Genomic DNA, 20508 nt, shown 5'->3' on the forward strand with positions numbered 1-20508 from the left:
ATTTGTGATAGATGACAAGGTAAATAATCATGATAAGGAAGCTTGATGAGCACAATAACAATACAACATGGCAACTTTAAGCTCAGCGAAATTCAGACTTTAGACATTCAGCAACTTAACATCGAAAAAGGGGAAAATTGGGCTTTTATTGGTGCCAATGGTAGTGGTAAATCATCACTTGCTCGAGTACTTTCCAATGAGCTCCCTCCTCTTTCTGGTGTCGTAAAAAATACATTCACCTCTCCTGTTCGTCTATCATTTGAACAATTACAAAAAATCATTAATGAAGAGTGGCAGCGCAATAATACAGATATGCTCAGTGATGATGAAGATGACACGGGATATACAGCAGCTGAAATCATTCAATTTAACCATAAAGACAATGAATACTGCCTTGAGCTTGCCGCTCGCTTCGGTATCAGTGACTTGTTGTCTCGTCGGTTTAAGTACCTTTCTACGGGTGAAACTCGCAAAGTACTGTTATGCCAAACATTGATGGGTAACCCTGACTTACTGATCCTTGATGAGCCATTTGATGGCCTAGATGTTTATTCAAGAAGTCAGCTCAGCGAACTACTATCAAGTTTGTCTGAAAAAGGCTTAACTTTAGTGTTAGTGTTGAACCGCTTTGATGAACTCCCTGATTTTATTGAAAACATAGGTGTTGTCGCTGATTGCAAACTAGCAATGGTGGGAAATAGGGAGTCAGTACTTGCTAACACGCTAATAACGCAATTACAGCATAGTGAGAAAATTAAACAGCTTTCTATCCCTGAAACTGAGGCTCCAACCGCAGATGAAAAACTGGATGACACGACACCTCGTATTATTTTGAAAAATGGAACTGTTAGCTACAATGACAAACCGATCTTGCACGGTTTAAATTGGCAGGTAAACCCAAACGAACACTGGCAAATTATCGGTGAAAATGGCGCTGGAAAATCCACCTTATTGAGCTTGATTACAGGAGATCACCCTCAAGGGTATAGTAATGACTTAACCTTATTTGGTCACCGTCGTGGGTCAGGAGAAACTATATGGGATATTAAGCGCCATATTGGTTACGTCAGCAATAGCATTCACCAAGAATACCGTGTCGCAACCAGTGTACTCAATGTCATTATTTCCGGTTTTCATGATTCTATTGGCTTGTACCAAACCCCCTCTGATCGTCAAATACAATTAGCGTATGAATGGCTAGCTCTGTTAGGTTTTTCGACGCAAACAGCTCAACAACCTTTCCACAGTCTTTCGTGGGGGCAGCAGCGCTTAGTCTTGATAGCTCGAGCACTAGTTAAACACCCTGCTATGCTTATTCTAGATGAGCCATTGCAAGGGCTTGATGGCCTTAACAGGTTGTTAGTTCTGCGGTTTATTGATGTAATGCTAAGACAAGGTAACACACAACTCTTATTCGTCAGCCATCATCAAGAAGACGCTCCTGCTTGTATTACACATCGGCTCACTTTTGTCCCTGATAATGGGAAATACCGTTACGATATTGAAAAACTTTAATTTTTGACTTATTTGCCAATAGACACGATGAAACTGTTGGCAAATTAATCTAATGTTTAATAGATGGTAACTAAGTTATACACAAATAACTCTTTGATTTTATTTTATTTATATTTTTTAGGTTATTTTAAATTAGAAAATTCACATAAAATCATTACACTGCGCCTATTCTAATAATTTAGACATCATAATGGATATTTTTTATGGCTTGGTTAATGTTAGCCTCTTCACTTGCAGTACTTGCAACACACCGTTTAATTGCTCTTTTTTTACTCGCTTGCACAATTATTACCGCAGCACTTACACACGTTATTGATTGGCAAGCGGTTCTACTATTGGTTTGTATTACAATAATTGCCATTATTCGTTTGCGTTTCCAACACTATCTATCCGCCAAAATTATTAGTGAAATCATCTTACTAATCTGTACGATTGGGTTATTTATTCACTTATTCCCTGGGTTTAATAACCTGAGATATCTTGATAACGTTACCGTAGGGGAACATAGCGCCCCTTTCACAATGTATTTTAATTTTGATAAAGCACTCGTCCCTTTTATTTTACTCGCCTGCTTACCAACGTTATTTGTCTGTCGGCCAGCCAAGCATGCAACTAAAATTCAATGGGCACTGCTGGTTATTTCTATGCCACTTTTATTGCTGGTCGCAACTGCTGCTGGCGGATTAGCCTTTGAATGGCATTTTCCTAGTTGGTTACCTGCTTTTGTGCTCTGTAACTTACTTTTTGTTTCATTAGCTGAAGAAGCGCTATTTCGTGGTTATTTACAGCAACGTCTAACCCTTTGGTTGAGGTCTCCTTACCTCGCACTAGTGATTACCTCACTGTTATTTGGCGCTGTGCATTTTGCAGGTGGACCACTGTTAATTCTCTTTGCTACGTTAGCGGGTTTGATTTATGGCCTAGCTTGGATCTGGAGTGGTAAATTATGGCTGGCTGTATCGATTCACTTCGGGTTAAATTTGGGACATCTGTTATTTTTTACTTATCCAATTAAGTTGGTTTCTAATTAGTGTTAACTAATTAAAAATTCATAATCACTCAAAAATTGGATGATCTTCACCGTAAAAAATCACTAACACGAATAATGTTAGTGATTTTTCATTATTATAGCCATGTTATCTATCGTTAATCTAATGACTAGTTTGATTAACATTCATTGGCTTAATTTCCCCAGACTCAATATTAAGATAAAAATCTCGACTTGGATTTCCTTGTAGATATTTATCAATTACAGTGAAAATACTGCCAAAGCGTAATTTAAAAATATTCTCAAATGAACTATCCGCGTTAATTTTATCAGTCTCATTTGGTAATGACGATAACAAGGTTCCTGTGAGAAATCGATATTGGTTTAATCTTTCTACAGGTATATCTTGCAACGCAAGCTCGTCTGCATTACGTAAACGATAAAAATCCACAGCAAGGTCAAAACCATTCCATTTTGCAAAATCATTTAACTGATACCCTATATTTTTAGCAAGAATAGCAGCTTTATCACTGGCTTTTTTCCATGCATCGGAGTCTTTATTCAAGTAGATTTCGGTGACATTGACAGTTCCCGGGTCTTTAGCGCAAATTTCATGATTTTGACTCAATGGTGCCGTTAATACTTCATTATAAGCTTTCTTAGTATCTAACTGGCTTAAAATAAGCATCTCTTCGCCATTCAAACTAAATAACATTTGACGAATTTCACATGGCCATTCCTCAGGAATAAAACGTAAACGTGTCAGTTCAGTAATATGCCAGTTAGTGAAGTCATAATAATTATTTGCGCTTAAGATATCTTTATTCCAAAGATGCGACGAATTAGTATTTTTGAGGTGTTCCCACTCTTGCTGATAGTGCTCAAATAACTCATCAAACCGAGGAACATCTTCTATTACAATGGTTTGTACATCAATTTCATTCGCATTTCTAAAATTCAATATTTTATAAGCAGGAACATATGCAGCCATTGAAGGAGCTTGAATATTAAAAAGTAAGCTGCCATCCGAATACTTACGTACACCTGTATCATTAAAATGCATATGACCGCCAACATGAACACCGATACCTGTTTTTGCCATTGCATGGCTAGTGTCTTCTTTTGGTGCCCTTTCTAACTGAAATTTACCTTTGCCAAAAATGGTTTCAAGGTCATCTGCTGCACCATTATCAAATTCAACCATCGGGAAATGGCTAAACGTGATTAATGTTTTATTTTGCTCTTTCGCGCGCTTTGCAACATCTGCCATCCACTCAACAGTCTGTTGTTTGTGTGTCAACATTTTGTTGTAACCCGCATTCCCCGACCCTGCAAAGTTTTTAGCTGCTTTAGGGTGATTAATATCCGCTTTTTCAGAAGGAACATAGACATTGGCATCAACGGCCATTAACCACAAACCAGGAATAGGCTCGACAAGGTAACTACTGTCTGCAACATTAAAACAAGGCCCATATCCCTCTTGTTTATATTTACCGCCTGTTCCTTGAGTACAAATTTCATACTGCCTTTGGTTAAAATCACTGGCTTTTAAGGCTGCTTCATAGTTGTAACCTTGAGAACCATAGTTTGAGTATGGTGTTTCCCAATAAATATCTTCTGGTAACGGATTAATACCAAATGATTTCATTGCATCCATCACTCGACCATAACCACTATATACCATCTCTTCAGAGCAAATTGTTGGCAGCTCAGCTCCCGTTTCTATAACGGCAGTCTTTCCTTTATATCCCGTACACTCACTTGCCCCTAAACTAAAGATACGCTGCGTTTTACCATCAGTTCCAAGAAAATCTTCTTTTCCTGCTGGCATATCAAATGGACGGTTCGGATCATGATTCCCTGGTGTAGCAAAGAAACGCATACCATATTTTTGCTCGTACTCTTGCAATACTTTTACTAACCCACGTAAGTGAATAGGTTGGCCGTCATCAGTAAAATCACCAGGTAATGCAATAAGTTTAATACCTTTCTTACCTGCATCATCAAGTGCAGCACGTAGAGCAAAATAGTTTTCATTAAATAAACGCGTAGATGTTAATTGTGCATACATAGAACGAATAACGGCATTTTGACCACTTTTACTATTTTTTAATCCTTCAAATGCATTATCAGCAAACTGCCCATATACATCATGAAAATGGATATCAGGCATAAACGCGACGCGATAATTATAAGGTTGAGCCGTAGGGGCATTTGCCATTGCGACAGTTCCAATGGACATTAATGCAAGGGCAAAACTATATTTTAATTTATTGTTCATATTTGTTCCCTTTAGATAATTAACTATTTCTATCAGAAGTTATATGCAATGCCAACGCGATAACGCCACTGCCATGCATCACGGTAAGTTTGTCCATTTTTGACATATGAACCATCATCATAGGACACATACCCTAATTCAACATAAGGAACCCATGTCTTATTACCAACCCAAGACACATTCAGATTATGTGCATAATCCTTTTCTTTACCTTTATATGCAGGATAATCAGTATTAAATTTATATTCAAAGTCATAACTTAATGAAAAATCTTGCAGCTTATAACCTAAATAAAAATTACTCTGCCAATAATGCTGATTATCTTTTTTAGGCTTATTAGAGTTATCATAATGTCTTACGCCATAACGTAAACGAGTTCCAATATTAAAATCATCCGTTAAATTATAGGCAGCTTTGACACTGAATTTATAAGCCGTATCTTTATCTCCTGAATCTAAAGCAAAAGAAGGTGTTAAAACAAAATCTTTTGTGGCTTTATATTTATAACCAACTTCAACCTCATTTCCTTTTGATGATAGGTTTTCACCAAAACCACCATCTCGACTTCTCCATTTTCCTTCAAGGCTAAAATAAGTTCCATTTTGCATGCTATGGCCAATTTTGACACGGTCTTCATGGCGATGTTCATCCCCTAACCATTCATGACGATAGTCAATATATGTCGCATTCGCTGCTGTGCAAAATAATAATGTAGAGATACCTAGAGTTAAGTTTTTCATAAACTGATTCCTATAATTAATATTTATTTTTTATTTAATCGTTAAAACAATGATTCATTATCTATCTTTTATTTATAGATATACCCCTTATATTTTTAGAAAAAAACCATCCTATCCTTTTAAATAACTTAAAAGAAAATTAATTTATTAAAATTTTAATTTTTTATATTCTTATCTCATAACTCTAATTCCAACTTCAATAATTCAACAATATCCTCTGATTTTTTAGCATTTAACATTTCATTTCTAAAAGACTCATGCATTAATTTACGTGCGAGAACAGAAAAGATTCGCATATGCTGGTTTTCATCTGAATAATTAATTGTTAGCATAATTACTAATTTAACATTAACATTATCTCCCCACGCTAACTCATTCGGTAAACGTAATACAGAAATACTACTGTGTTTAACAAAAGGTGATTTACAGTGCGGTATTGCAATTGAGAAACCTAATGCCGTACTAAAAATCTCTTCTCTTTGCCATATTGCTTGTTCAACTTGTGATCCAGAGTCAGTTCGGTGATTAACTTCTAAATTATCAGTTAATCGTTTAATAACTTCCTCTTTACTTTCCATTCTTTCATCAAGAAAAATTAAAGACGGATCCAATACTGAATAATCATTTTTTGGCGTATTAGCAGAGATAGACAAACGAGATAGTTTATCTTTTTCAAACTTGAACCAATTATCTGCATATGTATCAGGCTCAATAATTAATAAATCGTATTGCGTATCTAATAATAAAATATGAGCAGATTGAATTGATTCAATTATGGAAGATGAAAGACATATTAAAGGAAGAGAGAAAGATTGTGCTAAAATAGCGGTATGTGATGTTTCTGCCCCTGAAGCCATCACAATACCTTGCAAATACTCCCCTCTCAATGCCAATAATTCGCTTGGTGTCAGTAATCCTTGGCAAATAATAATCGAATCTTCTGTTAATTTAGGAAGTTGTATTTTAGATTCGATACCAAGATGCCTTGCTATACGCAATCCCAGATCCTTAATATCTAACTCACGTTGGCGTAAATATTCATTACTACTGCTTCGAAATGGTAAGCTGAGCTCTTCAATTGCCATTGATAACGCAGCAATCGCATTATTTGCCTCTCTTGGTTCAAGTAAGCACGCTTCAATATCCTCATCATCCAATAATTGGCTTTGTGCCTCTAAAATATCAACCGCTGTTTTATCAGTTTGCTGAATGTCTAGACTAAATTGTTGACGAGCACTTTGTAACGCACGTTTTAGTATTTCACATTGTTCTGATTGTGAATTTGATGGCTCTAATAATGAAATCTTTTGTAAATCAAAAGATTTCATATAGATAGCCCTACCTTTTGCAATCCCTTGGCTAACACCATAACCCTGAATAATTTGAGATGATGTCCGACTCAGATATATAGGGATCATTCCTTGCTCTGGTTTATCTTTTTTTGGCATTAATCCATCACAATGAATAAATTCTTGCTCAATAAATATCTTTAATTTTTCATAAGCCAGATTTTCATCATCTCCACTGATTGTAAAATAACATTCATCACCAACAGCGACATCTGCCCCAACAAGAGCCAAAACACTTTTCGCATTGGCTTGGCGTAGTTTGCTTTTATTAAAAAGTAAAATATCTGATTGAAAACAAGCTGTTTTTTGCTCAATTGCACTCGCTGGTCTTGCATGAATACCATTAGGTAACTCACAACGAAATGGAAGTATTTGCATAATTTTTCCTTTATTAATTAGTCAATTAACCAAGACACAGGTGTACAAGGAGCTGCTTTATCTGTGTTTATGCATATAGACTCCGATAAAGTAACTTGATGTATCAACGTATTCGACTTAGGTTCTGTATAGGTTTTGGTTTCACTACTTGGGTTCCACCCACGTAAAATCAGTGACTCTTGATTCTGTGCTTTTTTCAACGTGCTGAAGTGCAGCTCACTATCCCACGTCAATAGACTATAATTATCAGGAAAAACAATATAATGAGGATTCGTTTTAAATTGAGACCAACCGGAATCTAGGTAACCAAGTGCAGGTAAACGCCAATGCTCAATATCACGCCATAGTTGAGCACTTTGGCCATTTTCTATCGGCAATACAGCAAAATGGAAATGATGAAGCCCCTGAATTTGTGATTCCGGTGACGGCAAAACCATACCTGATGCACGCCCTGGCCGCCAAGTTAGTTCTGCTTGGCCTAGCCAACCCACACTGCGCAAAAGTGTTATTCTTATCATGTCAGGTTGATTGGCTGGGATTTCATACTCTCTTAGTCCTTCAGTAACGATACAAATACCTTTTTTATCATCATGTTGCATTACCAGACTTTGCATTGGATAAAGCGCTGTTGGTGCCTCTACCCAATTTTCACTTTGCCAAATATCCATATTGGCTGGATTATTTTCTCGCTGAATCAAACCAAAAGGTTGGTCTGCAAAGTGAAATGTCTGTTGAATTTCCGTAGGAATTTCAACCTGAATTCGATGGTCTTCAATGGTATTATCAATTGTGATTTCAACATCTAACCATGCCTTATCATGAGGTAAAGAAACCTGCATTGTGGCAGATAAACGCGCATTAACCTGTTTGGTTTGGCGGGCAATTGCATTCTGTGGTACTGGAATTCGCCAATTTAGAATAAATGAATCCATTAACGATGCTCTTACACAATTAAATTGCTGTAAGTGTCCATCACTACTAATTAACCAATCATCTTCAGGTGGCGAATAGTTATAATTATCTCCTTCGTCCCCACCATCAATTAATCTAAGAATATTTGGGTATTGTTGTTGATTACGTTTATCAGTTAATAACAATCGCCCTTGGTGCAGTTCAAGTTTCAGCCATTCATTCTCTAATGTATTTTCAGTTTGAATGTTTTGTTGAATTTCAAAACCTGAATTTTCCCCTTCAACCAAATAAAAAGTCTGATAACCGCATGAAGGTAACTCTTTCACTTCAAGCAAGACTTCGCATTTCCGGTACCATGTCGTTGTCGTACTATTCGCCAATTCTTGTACAATCAAAGACATATCTTGTTTTTCTTCATGAATAAGTTGCCAGCGGCAAGGTTTTCCTGCATCGTCTTTAATACAAAAATCATTTTCAGGTGTATAAAGAGTAATACGAACTTGAGCATCTCTTTTATGTGGCAACGAATTGAAAATGATAATTTTTTTACCATCTTGTTTTGCTTCAATCCCGCGAGCAAGCATCTTCATATTAAGGTCAAACAGTTGATTTGCACTTTCTAAACCATCTTGTAAGCGTGCTTTCACCATGCTATTAACACGATCAGAATTACATCCGCCGATACTATCATGAGCGTGTGACTGCATAGCTTTACGCCAAATATTGTCAATCGCAGTTTGTGGATAAGGTAAACCAAGCCGCCAGTTAATGGATAGAAGAGGCTCAAGTTGTTGACTAACAAATTGTTCTAATTTTGCATTTAATAATTTAATGTCCATTCGAGTAGAAAAAATACCACGATGTACACGCATATATTTCGGGCTCAGCAATTCACCATTAAATTCAGGTAGTTCAGTGCTATTTGCTTGTAAAGCATCAAAAAATGCACTGAAACTACTTTTGACAAAATAATATTCCTTTTGAGCTTTATTTAATTGCTCAAGCATCGCAGGTACGGCATATTCAAAAGGGGATTGGTCATTACCATTAGGTAGTAATATTTGGTCTGAGTGAGCAAAACGGGCTTGTTTTTCCAAGATAGCAGGTAAAACGGCAGAGGCTTTTTCTGGATTATCAGGTAACCATTTCGCGCAGCCGTAGCCCCAAGGTAATACAGCAGTAGCCACACTATGACCTGACTGCGATTTCCAAATAAATTCACTACTTGCGACATCATGTTCACACCATCCACGCCATACGACCGCATGTTTGATACCAAACTCTTGCAAAAACATAGGTAGCTGTGCACTTTGTCCAAATGAATCAGGCACATAGCCTATTGGCATATAACCGCCCCATTGCTCACAATCTACTTTTCCCAACAGTAAGTTTCGCGTGATAGATTCCGCTCCAACGACTAAAAAATCAGTTTGTGTGTACCAAGGGCCAATAAGAATTCGGCCTTGTTTAATTAATTTCTGTAAGCAATCACGCCTTTCTGGTGCAACCTGTAAATAATCTTCCAGCACCACGGTTTGCCCATCTAAAACAAAGGGGCCAAGAGAAGGATCTTCTTCTAAATGTTTAATTAAATCATTCATGAAATAATAAAGAACAATTTTTGAATCATTCTCAGTGAAATACCATTCACGATCCCAGTGCGTATGTTGAATTAAATGTACCGTTTTCATTTTATGACCTTAAAATATTTTTAGCAGAACAGCCCCGTCACGTTATTCACGCTAATTAACACTGTACGACATTATTAAAATAACTCTCTAATTAACGACCAACTTTAAATTTAGGAATAGCTGTTTCTGTTTTTTTAGTTTCTATCGTTTCATTACCACGAAATATTAATAAAGAGCCAATAGTAATAATTGCAGATCCCACAGCAACCGATAATATATATATCGGCCATTTATCTACGGCTAACCACCCATAAAATCCCGAAATAGGAGCATGATTTATCGCACCTAGACCGACCGCCATAGCTGCACCTGTTGCTGCACCAATAATGTTAATGATAATAATCTTTGGATTAGCAAGAGCAAATGGGATCGCGCCCTCAGAAACGCCAATTAACCCCATTAGCGTAGAAGCTTTTCCTGCTTCTCTTAATGATTCAGGAAAACGTTTTGACCAAATTAGCGTTGCTAAACCGATCCCAATTGGGGGAATAATAATAGCAACTTGAGCTGCTGTATTTGGCTCGTAAATTTCCGATGCTAATAATGCCATTGCAGTGGTTACTGCGGCTTTATTAACCGGGCCACCAAGGTCAAATCCAACCATTGCGCCAATAACGGCAGCAAGAATTACTTTATTAGATCCCGACATTGATAAAAGCCATTGCTCCATACCATGATTAAGTGCCGCTAAAGGTGCACCAATCACAAATGCCATAATAATACAGGTGAGTAATGTACCACCTACTGGCAAAATAAAAATCGGTCCTGCTGATGCAAGTGATTTTGGTAATTTCGTATATTTAGCTAACAAACGTACAATATAACCAGCAATAAACCCTGCTGCTAAGGCCCCTAAAAACCCGGTGCCTAAATTACTTGCCAACAAACCACCGACCATTCCAGGCGCTAAACCAGGCTTATTCGCGATAGCAAAGCTGATATACCCCGCGACGATAGGTAACATAAGAGAGAGTGCTAATCCTCCAAAACCATCAAATTTATGAAGCACTTGGACGACGAAATTTGTAGCTTCCAGATGGCTAGAATCCCAAATATTATCAATACCATATAAAGATGCACCAATACGAGATATCCCCATAATCACTGCACCTGCGATAACAAATGGCAGCATCCATGACACACCCGTCATAATGGCATTTTTTATTTCCGTACCAATGCCTAGTTTCGATGTTCCATTAGACTGCCCCATTTTTCATTTCCTCCTCAATTGCATCAATAATTGCATCGCCATACTTGATTGGGTCTGCAACACTGCATTCAAGCTTAATCATCCCATTAAATCGCTCCTTATTAATAACAGCGACATCAGCAGCCAAAATGACCGCATCTGCTCTTGCTAAATCGTCACTGGTAATCTCATTTTCAATTCCCATACTCCCTTGAGTTTCAACTTTAATTTCATGGCCTCTTTTTTTTCCTATGATATCCAACGATTCAGCAGCCATATATGTATGAGCAACACCAGTAGGACAAGCCGCAACACAAACAATAAACATAACAACTCCTTAAAATTTAATTCAGACAATAAAAAAAGCACAATGGCATAAATGCGCATTGTGCTTTTTAAAGGCAGCTAAAGGTAAAGAAATAATATTTCCAGGTGCACCACTAGAATGACGACAAATCATTATGTGGCGCAAACTGGACACAAGGAATAAAAAGATCAATTCGTGACGTTTACGAATATTTAATGATATTAAAGGGTTAACATAAGCATTTCTTTCTAATTTAGTTAAATCGCTATCAAATACAGAAATATAAAGTTTCTGTGCACTCTGCCATAACTGTGACCAATTAACTGAGAAATCATTTTCAGATTGATTAGAATTCTCAGATTCATCTTTTTCAAGGGAAGCAATTGGTACAAACCAGCAAATTTTGCTTAATAAAGCTTTCATTTTGCTATCAAGTGATAGCAAAAATAAAATGCAGCCTTTAAAAAATAAAGCAAAATGTAAAGACATAGTGTCCCCCTTTAGAAACTAGTACCATTCTAAACGTATAAAATAGAAAATTACTGTGATTCCACCCTCATTTATTAAATTAAATAAAAATTAAAATGCTAAAAATATTAATGGCTATTTTCATTTTTCAATAAAAACCTGATTATCAAAGATTTATCTAAAATAAATTTTTTAGATAAATAATAACCTCACTGAAAACCTAAAAGTATAATAATCTAAGAATTTCGCAATACTATTAATTATTAATCTGAGCTTTTTATATTAATCCAATAGAAGCTATTTTTATATGTTTTTATATAGAATGTCATTTTTCTTATTGGCTAAATTTAAAGAGATACAATGAAACAAAAAAATCAAAAAACAATTAATTTAGGATAGAGTAATATAATAATTCGATTGATACCCCTAAAGCACCTAAATGATATTACTCAATATAAGATTATAAAATAACGCATAAATAAACATTAAAAAATTCAACCTTATCAATCCATTAGTCACTTTCATGCTCATTTTTCTTAGCTATATCATTAAAAAATTTAGAGTGAATGCATCCTTGAACAAAATTCATACGAAAAGAGAATCTAATGCTGTAAAATTATAGATAGAAGCAATAATCTCCAATAACTCGTAAAAAACAACCATTACTGGTTCTTCTTGTTAGAGGTAATTGAGTGCTTAGATTGATATCTATCATGGGAATGCACAAACAATCATTTTACCACTTGCTGTATCGATTCAATTCGAGTTAAATTTAGAGTATCCACAGGATCTATGAACCTAGAAAACAAGTCATCACTCTCGTGTAAAATTTGTTTTTCGCATTGATAGGGAGAAAATGCAAGTTGCTACTAGCGTTCGAGTTGACTATCCCTATAATGTAGGTCAGCAATAATTCATTTTTAATTTGAGTGTACTGATAGGAGTTTTAGCTATGGCTGTAACTAAACTGGTTTTAGTAAGACACGGTGAAAGTGAGTGGAACAAAGAAAACCGCTTCACAGGTTGGACTGATGTAGAACTGTCCGATAAAGGCCGCGAAGAAGCAAAAATTGCAGGCCAACTGCTAAAAGACGAAGGTTTTGTGTTTGATTTTGCTTACACTTCCGTTCTGAAACGCGCTATTCATACTTTATGGAATATCCTTGATCAAGTTGAACAATCATGGCTACCCGTTGAAAAAAGCTGGAAATTAAATGAACGCCACTACGGTGCTCTGCAAGGTTTAGACAAATCAGAAACCGCGGCAAAATACGGTGACGAGCAAGTTAAATTATGGCGCCGTGGTTTTGCTATCACACCTCCAGACCTAGAAAAAGATGATGAGCGTTACCCAGGGCACGATCCTCGCTACGCGAAACTGTCAGATAAAGAATTACCCGTTACTGAAAGCTTAGCAACCACTATTGAGCGTGTCGTTCCTTACTGGGAAGAAATCATCAAGCCTCGCGTTACTAGTGGCGAGAAAGTCATTATTGCCGCTCATGGTAACTCTCTGCGTGCTTTAGTGAAACACTTAGACAACTTAAGTGAAGATGAAATTTTGGAATTAAACATCCCAACTGCGGTACCAATGGTTTATGAGTTCGATGAAAACATGAAACCAATCAAACGTTACTATTTAGGTAACCAAGATGAAATTGCTGCAAAACAAGCCGCAGTAGCAAACCAAGGTAAAGCGAAGTAATTATTAACTTTATCTCTAAATATTGAAGGGCTAAGCCATATGCTTAGCCCTTTTTTCTTATCCATTTACTTCTATTCCTCAAAAAAAACTTAACTCACAGTGTAAGAAATCCCAATAACCGATTATTATAGGGAAAACACATTGAAAGGTTGATAAAACAATAAAATGAACAAATTTAATATGTATGTTTGGGTTGGCCTTGTACTTAGCGCCAGTATCTTGGGTTCTCTGCTGTATATGATCCAAGGTGGCGAATTAGTCGTTGATGGTTCAAATGGTGCTGCTAATGCCGAGCTGATGAAAACCTTAATGATCATTGCTTGTATCAGCTTCCCAGTACAAATTATTAGTATGATGGTGATGACTTATAAACCTCGGTTATCCATTGTCCTTGCCGTACTCAGTAGTCTAGCATTAATGCCAATCACCATTGTATTTACCATGGGAATGATTTTCTCTGCGATCCGCTGGCGTTACCATCAGTTAACACAATTTGATACCTCTTTAAATGTTCAATTTGACCAACGCGTTGAGTTCAACAAACGCAATAACCGTATTTTAGTTGTTGCACTTGGCTTAATCAGTATCACCTTTATTATATTAAGCCAAAGCTTAGGGATGTTCCTGTTTGTTTTCACCATTTTCCTTGGTTACTTTGGCAAAAAAGCGGGTGATGGTGTCTATTTAGCGATTAAAGACTCATATTTCTATATTCGCCCAAACATTTTCGCTTACTGTTATCGTATTCCATTAAAAGAGGTGGAATATACAAAAGGCGAGAAAGGCAAAGTACATTTTGATGTCCAGACCGATACTGAACGATTGCAATTAACGGCAACTCCGGCGAATGCAACACCTGAAGAACAGTCAAAATTGAATACCTTCATTAACCAAATTCAAAAAAAACAGTAAGTGGGCGACACAATGACTGCCGCTTGACAAGCCGGCAGTCGTTACGATTAATTTGCGTTAGGTATCATAGGCATTACAGGTGGAGTCAAGTTAATAATATTCACTTCATTAGGAGAACCTATACTAATAAAATGATTATCTATGAACGAAACAGTCCATTCTCCCAAAATATCTACTGGAGAAAAACCACTATTCCCACTTAAATGAATTGTACTATTAGGATTTTTAATTGCATATTCTTTAATAGTTTCATTAATAATAGAAACTATTCTTTTATCTTCTTTAACTTTATCTTTTAAACTTAATATAAATTCATTGTAATATTCAGCGCTAGGAAATAATTCTTTGTCCGATACATAGTCTGCCTCATATTCTAAAATTAATTTCTCAATGCGGGGGATTCCTTCCCGAATATATTTAACATCCTCCATATAATTATAGACATTATTGGAAACATATCCATTATCGTTATCTATTTCTGCATTCATTAAATTAAATATATATTCAACTTCATACTTGAAATCATTATTTAATTTAGGTCCAGAAATATTCGCTTTCAAATCATACCAAATTGCTGAATTCATTGAAGGATAATTTTTGCGAGACAAAATAGGCACTTCATCTAATTGACTTACCTTTTCAGCGAGAGGGCGGATTTGTTCTAAGATAGCCGTTCTTTTATCTGGGTTTTCAATGTACTCATTCATTAACTCAGATACCTTAATATTATCCTTATATTCACTTGCTCTTATGTTAAGATAATCATTTAACGAATCAATATATTTAAATGAATCGGTTTTATCTTTATCATTCCCCCAGCCTCCTCTAATGCTAATATCAATATCATTATTCAGCCTTACACGATCTTCCTCTAACTCTTTCCTAGCATTCATAATACTCTCTTGCATTATTTCTGCATTCTCTTTCAATTTATTAGAAAGCACTCTAAGATTGATTTCATAATTAATTCTTGATTTATCAGTTAATGCCATTTTATATACTCCTTTATATGAAAACTTAACTAACTTTAAAGAATGCCATTAATAAAAATGACAAAAAAATAATAATGCAGCTTAGAATAAAAAACTAATTTATTTTTTGTATGATAAAAAATATAAAATTCCATCGTGCTGTATATATATAAAAAGCCAGATATTAAAATATCTGGCTTTATGTACTTATTATTCTTAAATTATTTATTTCGACGAGCGATCACCGCATCTGATAACTGACGCAATACTTTTTCAGTATCACTCCAACCAATACACGCATCCGTCACACTTTTACCGTAAACTAATGGCTCATCAGATTCGAGATTCTGGTTACCTTCAACAAGATTACTTTCAATCATAATCCCTGTAATCGAACGGTCACCTTGGCGGATTTGCTCGCTAACGTCCGTCGCCACTTCCATTTGTTTCTCGAATTTTTTGCAGCTATTTGCATGGCTAAAATCAATCATGATACTAGGCACAAGCCCCGCTTTCTCTAGCCCTTCACGGACTTCTTGCACATGCTTAGCACTGTAATTTGGTTCTTTACCACCACGTAAAATAATATGGCAATCTGGGTTTCCGCTGGTGTTCACTATCGCAGAGTGGCCCCACTTGGTCACTGACAAGAAACAGTGGGCTGAACGCGCTGAGTTAATTGCATCAATGGCAATTTTAATTGTGCCATCTGTACCATTTTTAAAACCAACAGGGCAAGATAAACCAGACGCTAGCTCACGGTGAATTTGTGATTCAGTGGTTCGAGCACCAATAGCTCCCCAACTCATCAAATCTGCCACGTATTGTGGACTGATGACATCTAAGAACTCACCCGCAGTTGGTAAGCCTTGGTTATTGATTGTCAGCAATAATTCACGAGCAATACGTAAACCTTCGTTAATATCAAAGCTACAATCCATTTTAGGGTCATTAATTAGCCCTTTCCAACCCACCGTTGTGCGTGGCTTTTCAAAATACACGCGCATCACAATTTCCAGAGAACCTTTTAATTCCTCACGTAATTTACCCAAGTGCTCTGCGTATTCTAAAGCCGCTTTAGTATCATGAATCGAGCAAGGGCCAATAACTACCACTAAACGGTCATCTTTACCGGCTAAAATATTGTGGATTGCTAGGCGTGCTTCATGAACGGTAAACGCAGCTTTGTCGGTTGCTGGAAATTTTTCAAGCAGAGCAATTGGTGGTAATAATTCTTTTATTTGTTTTATTCTGACGTCATCGTTCTGATAATTCATACCTGTATATCCAATGTTTATTATTTTTACTGTAGTTGATTTACATGCCAAATTTATCCAAGTTGGTTTCGCCCGAACAAAGCGCAGAGTAGACAGCTGAATTCCTTCACTGTACTCGAAAGGATAAAAGATAATTAGCATCGAAATTTTAATCTAACCGTTCAACAGACATCTGTAAACAGGCAAGCGCACGATAAAACTAGGACTTTATTAGTAGCCAATTATAAAATGAGGTGAAATGTTGAAATTTAGCATGATAAGTAGGCAAAACTGGCATTTTTCAGAGCAAATAATAACTAAAACAGCTAAATGACGATAATGCCACTTTAGCTGTTTTAGATGATTTTTTCTGTCTAAGTACGAGAAATGGGCATGGAGCCGTTTTCTTTTGCTGATTTTATCCAAAGCCTAGAGCCATTTAGGGCGATACCTAATAAAATTAAGTATTCTAAGGACATGGCATAAACACCTTGAATAAAGAAAATCACAATACTGATGACGTTAATAATGACCCACAACAACCAGTTTTCTACATATTTACGTGTCATTAAAATCATCGCGACAACGGAAAGAATGGTCATCGTCGAATCCCAGAATGGGAAGGCATCAGGTTCTATTGCAGGCATTGCGAGGTTAGCGCCAAATAGATTTAATAACTCGACGGCCCATTTCGCCAACACACCAAATACCGCATCAATATTAAATGTCAGATAAATAATCGCGATAATTGAAATAACCAGTGCTATAGCTGCTTTTGGTAAGCTCAACCAACGAATTTTTAACTCTGCTTGCTGCGAACTAGTAACTCTGCTCCATGCGTACCAGCCATAGATATTGGCGGCAAAGAAAAATATCTGTAACAATAGATTTGCATATAGCTGAATTTGAAAGAAAATAACTGCAAACAGAGAAACGTTAATTAACCCAAATAGATAATTAATCGTTTTTTCTAGACTAGCAAGTATAATACAAAGTAAACCAGCAATGGTCCCCACGGCTTCAATGTAAGATAAATCATAAACTGATCCCCAAAGCGGGATCTGCACTAACGTATTGGCTGTACTAAAGAAATCCATCCCAAAATCCTTTATAAGTGATCGTTAATGTTGTATTGCTCAGTATTTCATTCAATCAAATTGTATTTTATTATTTTAGACTCTCTGCAAAATCTAGCATCTTATTTAATGGTCGTAATGCTTTTTCTCGTAATATCTCACTGACATGAATTTGATGGTCTTGCGAATTTCCTTCCAAAGCATCAGCAATCGCTTTTAAGCCATTCATTGCCATCCAAGGGCAATGTGCGCAAGTTCGACATGTTGCGCCCTCACCTGCTGTTGGAGCGATGTAAAGCGTCTTCTCCGGGCAAGTTTGCTGCATTTTGTAAAAAATACCTTTATCCGTCGCCACTATCATCGATGGGTTAGGCAAATTTTGTGCTGCTTTAATTAACTGACTTGTAGAACCGACCGCATCTGCAAGGTCGACTATCGCTTGTGGTGACTCAGGGTGAACCAATACCGCAGCTTCAGGGTATAGAGCTTTCATTTTTTCTAATGATTGTGTTTTAAATTCATCATGAACGATGCAAGCCCCTTGCCAACACAGAATATCAGCCCCAGTTTGTTGTTGGACATAACGCCCAAGATGGCGGTCTGGGGCCCAAATTATTTTTTCACCTAAGCTATCAAGGTGCTCTATTAATTCAACAGCAATACTGGATGTGACTACCCAATCAGCCCGAGCCTTTACTGCTGCTGAAGTATTAGCATACACCACCACAGTTCTATCTGGATGCTCATCACAAAAACGGATAAATTCTTCTTCAGGGCAACCTATATCAAGGGAACATTGGGCTTCTAATGTTGGCATTAAGACTTGTTTTTCTGGGCTAAGAATTTTTGCGGTTTCGCCCATAAATTTCACTCCAGCAACAACTAAGGTAGATGCCGAATGTTTAGCCCCAAAACGCGCCATTTCAAGTGAATCTGCAACACAGCCCCCAGTTTCTTCTGCAAGTGCTTGAATTTCAGGATCAGTATAGTAGTGTGCAACGATTACCGCATTTTTCTCCACCAATAGCGACTTAATCTTCTGCCGATAAAATTCTTTTTCATCCGAGCTTAATCGTGCTGGTTTTGCTGGGAACGGATAAACTGACTGGTCAAAATCGATAAACACGCTCATTGGTTGCCTCTGTTTAGCAAAAAGCGATTTTATTACCTTATGCAAGTTTAAAACCGCAAGTTTACACACATTTTGTTTTATATACTAAACACGATACGCTAGTTTGCTCAATAAGTCTTCACTATTTTTACTTATCTAGCATCATTTCCTCCCTATTACCGATTTACCTCAAAGGATATACCAGACATCAAAGTAAAAGTTGATTGATCTTTGATTTATCAATAAATGGTGTTTAATTAGAAGGTTAATTTGTATATGTAATAAGGAGCGTACAAGTTAATTTTACATAACCCAAATAATTCGAACTGTGATATGCGACAAGGGAAATAGACGGGATGCATAGATAAACTCTGTGACTCGGCGAGAGTAGCCCAGTCACTTATACCTCAACTAAAAGCGCTGCAACTTGAAGAATTACGGTTATAAATGTCATGAAATGAAAAAGTAACAACCTACCTACTTGCATTGTAGGCAGGTATGATGAACCAAAGGAAGATATGCAACTAATATATTGGTATAGGTAGAAGAATGGATTCTATAATATTATCATGACTTACTACATTAGATAGAATTTGCTCTCTGCTATAAAGTCCTGCAATATTATCTGTTAAATTACTACCATCAATATGCCATTCTGATTTTATTTTATTTTTATTACTGATAACCTCACCTTCTTTAGTATTATCTTGTATTAATTTATCACTCGACATGTCCATTTCTTGTCTACATTCATCAACAATTTTAAGTTCATCATTCTCAGAATTACTAGTATTTAAACTCTCATCTAATTGGTTATTATAATGTAAATATCCTACCATATAAGATATATCATTTGCAGTGTATCTTACTTTAGCCAAGGAACCGTGAAAAGCTAAAGTATCCCCTTTAGCATCAATGACCAACTGGCTAACCCTGGCATCAGACTTGGATAACAGTCGGTGTAATCTAGAGCCAATATATGGATAATTACGAATTTTTTCTGTCACATTATCATAATCCTCAGCGATGTTTGGTGTAATGTTTTTTTTCTCTGCTGGGTTTTTAATATAAAAACTTAAGTTATCTTGCAGTTTCTGATAGCTATTTAGAGCATCCTTAACGGTATCGATATAATCTTTAATTCTATAAATATATTTTTTAGATTGAACATATTCAGAGTATGTTAGTTTACTTTCAAACAGGTCACTTTCGGCATCGAATATACTCTTACGTTTAGTTTCTGTTTTTAATATTTTTTCAGCTAACTCACCTAGTTCTACATGAAGTTCTTGTATAATTCCATTCATATATTCATAATGTTTTTTTAATTCCAAAAAACATTCATCTCCGTTTAGTTCCTTTGTTCTCATTCCCATTTTAATTCCCTCTTAAAAAACAAATAATAATTTGTTAAGCAATTAAATACAAATTTCATTTTAATATATAACAAAGTAAATTATACCTTATAAATATAGTTACAAATAATAAAATACAGAGTAATTTCAGAGTGCTTTCAAAAAGTAAAACTTAAAGTAAATTCAGATTAGCTATATCATCATTGTAATCTTTTTCATCCCCATGTTTAATGTAATATACTTTTAGCGATTAAGGCAATTTTGGTACTAACATAGCCGAATTTCTGATACCTCTCCTATAAAT

At 36.2% G+C, this 20508-nt stretch carries 16 protein-coding genes; 4 read left to right on the forward strand and 12 right to left on the reverse strand.

The genetic code is table 11. The features are described from left to right. The first annotated feature begins 45 nt into the window (after positions 1–45). Together modF and P3L44_RS15145 are read left to right on the forward strand one after the other, a co-directional pair. On the forward strand, positions 46–1515 hold the full coding sequence (gene modF, locus P3L44_RS15140; protein WP_004256733.1) for a molybdate ABC transporter ATP-binding protein ModF: 1470 nt from the start codon (positions 46–48) through the stop codon (positions 1513–1515). A gap of 203 nt (positions 1516–1718) precedes the next feature. Continuing rightward, positions 1719–2546: a CPBP family intramembrane glutamic endopeptidase gene (locus P3L44_RS15145; protein WP_140170870.1), complete on the forward strand. Its 828-nt coding sequence runs from the start codon at positions 1719–1721 to the stop codon at positions 2544–2546. Between the two features lie 120 nt (positions 2547–2666). Here P3L44_RS15145 and P3L44_RS15150 read toward each other — a convergent pair whose 3' ends face one another. The 7 genes from P3L44_RS15150 to P3L44_RS15180 form a co-directional block, all read right to left on the reverse strand. Next, positions 2667–4784: a metallophosphoesterase family protein gene (locus P3L44_RS15150; protein WP_272661711.1), complete on the reverse strand. Its 2118-nt coding sequence runs from the start codon at positions 4782–4784 to the stop codon at positions 2667–2669. Between the two features lie 32 nt (positions 4785–4816). Continuing rightward, a complete protein-coding gene (locus tag P3L44_RS15155) occupies positions 4817–5524 on the reverse strand; it encodes an oligogalacturonate-specific porin KdgM family protein (RefSeq protein ID WP_094962407.1) in 708 nt (235 codons plus the stop codon). Between the two features lie 176 nt (positions 5525–5700). Then, positions 5701–7251, reverse strand: coding sequence for a fructose PTS transporter subunit IIA (locus tag P3L44_RS15160; RefSeq protein ID WP_272661710.1), 1551 nt, complete (start codon positions 7249–7251; stop codon positions 5701–5703). A gap of 17 nt (positions 7252–7268) precedes the next feature. After that, entirely contained in the window at positions 7269–9854 is a 2586-nt protein-coding gene (locus P3L44_RS15165; protein WP_272661709.1) for a glycoside hydrolase family 38 C-terminal domain-containing protein, read from the reverse strand. A 91-nt stretch (positions 9855–9945) separates the two neighbouring features. Then, positions 9946–11064: a PTS fructose transporter subunit IIC gene (locus P3L44_RS15170; RefSeq protein ID WP_004256743.1), complete on the reverse strand. Its 1119-nt coding sequence runs from the start codon at positions 11062–11064 to the stop codon at positions 9946–9948. Continuing rightward, complete coding sequence (locus tag P3L44_RS15175) at positions 11051–11371, reverse strand: PTS fructose transporter subunit IIB (protein ID WP_004256746.1); 321 nt, start codon at positions 11369–11371, stop codon at positions 11051–11053. The genes P3L44_RS15170 and P3L44_RS15175 overlap by 14 nt, the downstream gene beginning before the upstream one ends. A 21-nt stretch (positions 11372–11392) precedes the next feature. Further along, positions 11393–11839 carry a hypothetical protein gene (locus P3L44_RS15180; RefSeq protein ID WP_004256749.1) on the reverse strand — a complete coding sequence of 149 codons (447 nt, stop codon included), beginning with the start codon at positions 11837–11839 and terminating at the stop codon, positions 11393–11395. Positions 11840–12770: 931 nt separating this feature from the next. On the opposite strand from P3L44_RS15180, the gene gpmA reads away from it, so the two are divergent. Both gpmA and P3L44_RS15190 read left to right on the forward strand, forming a co-directional pair. Further along, positions 12771–13523 carry a 2,3-diphosphoglycerate-dependent phosphoglycerate mutase gene (gene gpmA / locus P3L44_RS15185; protein ID WP_140170873.1) on the forward strand — a complete coding sequence of 251 codons (753 nt, stop codon included), beginning with the start codon at positions 12771–12773 and terminating at the stop codon, positions 13521–13523. A gap of 165 nt (positions 13524–13688) precedes the next feature. Beyond that, entirely contained in the window at positions 13689–14435 is a 747-nt protein-coding gene (locus P3L44_RS15190; protein ID WP_004256754.1) for a hypothetical protein, read from the forward strand. 47 nt (positions 14436–14482) lie between these two features. On the opposite strand, the gene P3L44_RS15195 is transcribed toward P3L44_RS15190, so the two are convergent. From P3L44_RS15195 to P3L44_RS15215, 5 genes are all read right to left on the reverse strand, one after another. Beyond that, positions 14483–15427: a hypothetical protein gene (locus P3L44_RS15195; RefSeq protein ID WP_140170874.1), complete on the reverse strand. Its 945-nt coding sequence runs from the start codon at positions 15425–15427 to the stop codon at positions 14483–14485. A gap of 200 nt (positions 15428–15627) precedes the next feature. After that, on the reverse strand, positions 15628–16683 hold the full coding sequence (aroG, locus tag P3L44_RS15200; RefSeq protein WP_272661708.1) for a 3-deoxy-7-phosphoheptulonate synthase AroG: 1056 nt from the start codon (positions 16681–16683) through the stop codon (positions 15628–15630). 353 nt (positions 16684–17036) lie between these two features. Beyond that, a complete protein-coding gene (gene pnuC / locus P3L44_RS15205; RefSeq protein ID WP_140170875.1) occupies positions 17037–17759 on the reverse strand; it encodes a nicotinamide riboside transporter PnuC in 723 nt (240 codons plus the stop codon). Positions 17760–17829: 70 nt separating this feature from the next. Further along, positions 17830–18870: a quinolinate synthase NadA gene (gene nadA / locus P3L44_RS15210; protein WP_272661707.1), complete on the reverse strand. Its 1041-nt coding sequence runs from the start codon at positions 18868–18870 to the stop codon at positions 17830–17832. A 503-nt stretch (positions 18871–19373) separates the two neighbouring features. Beyond that, positions 19374–20225 carry a hypothetical protein gene (locus P3L44_RS15215; RefSeq protein WP_140170877.1) on the reverse strand — a complete coding sequence of 284 codons (852 nt, stop codon included), beginning with the start codon at positions 20223–20225 and terminating at the stop codon, positions 19374–19376. Positions 20226–20508: the final 283 nt, after the last annotated feature.

Origin of the sequence: Providencia sp. PROV175, assembly GCF_032707045.1 — a bacterium.
In the GTDB taxonomy this organism is placed as follows: Bacteria; Pseudomonadota; Gammaproteobacteria; order Enterobacterales; family Enterobacteriaceae; genus Providencia; species Providencia hangzhouensis.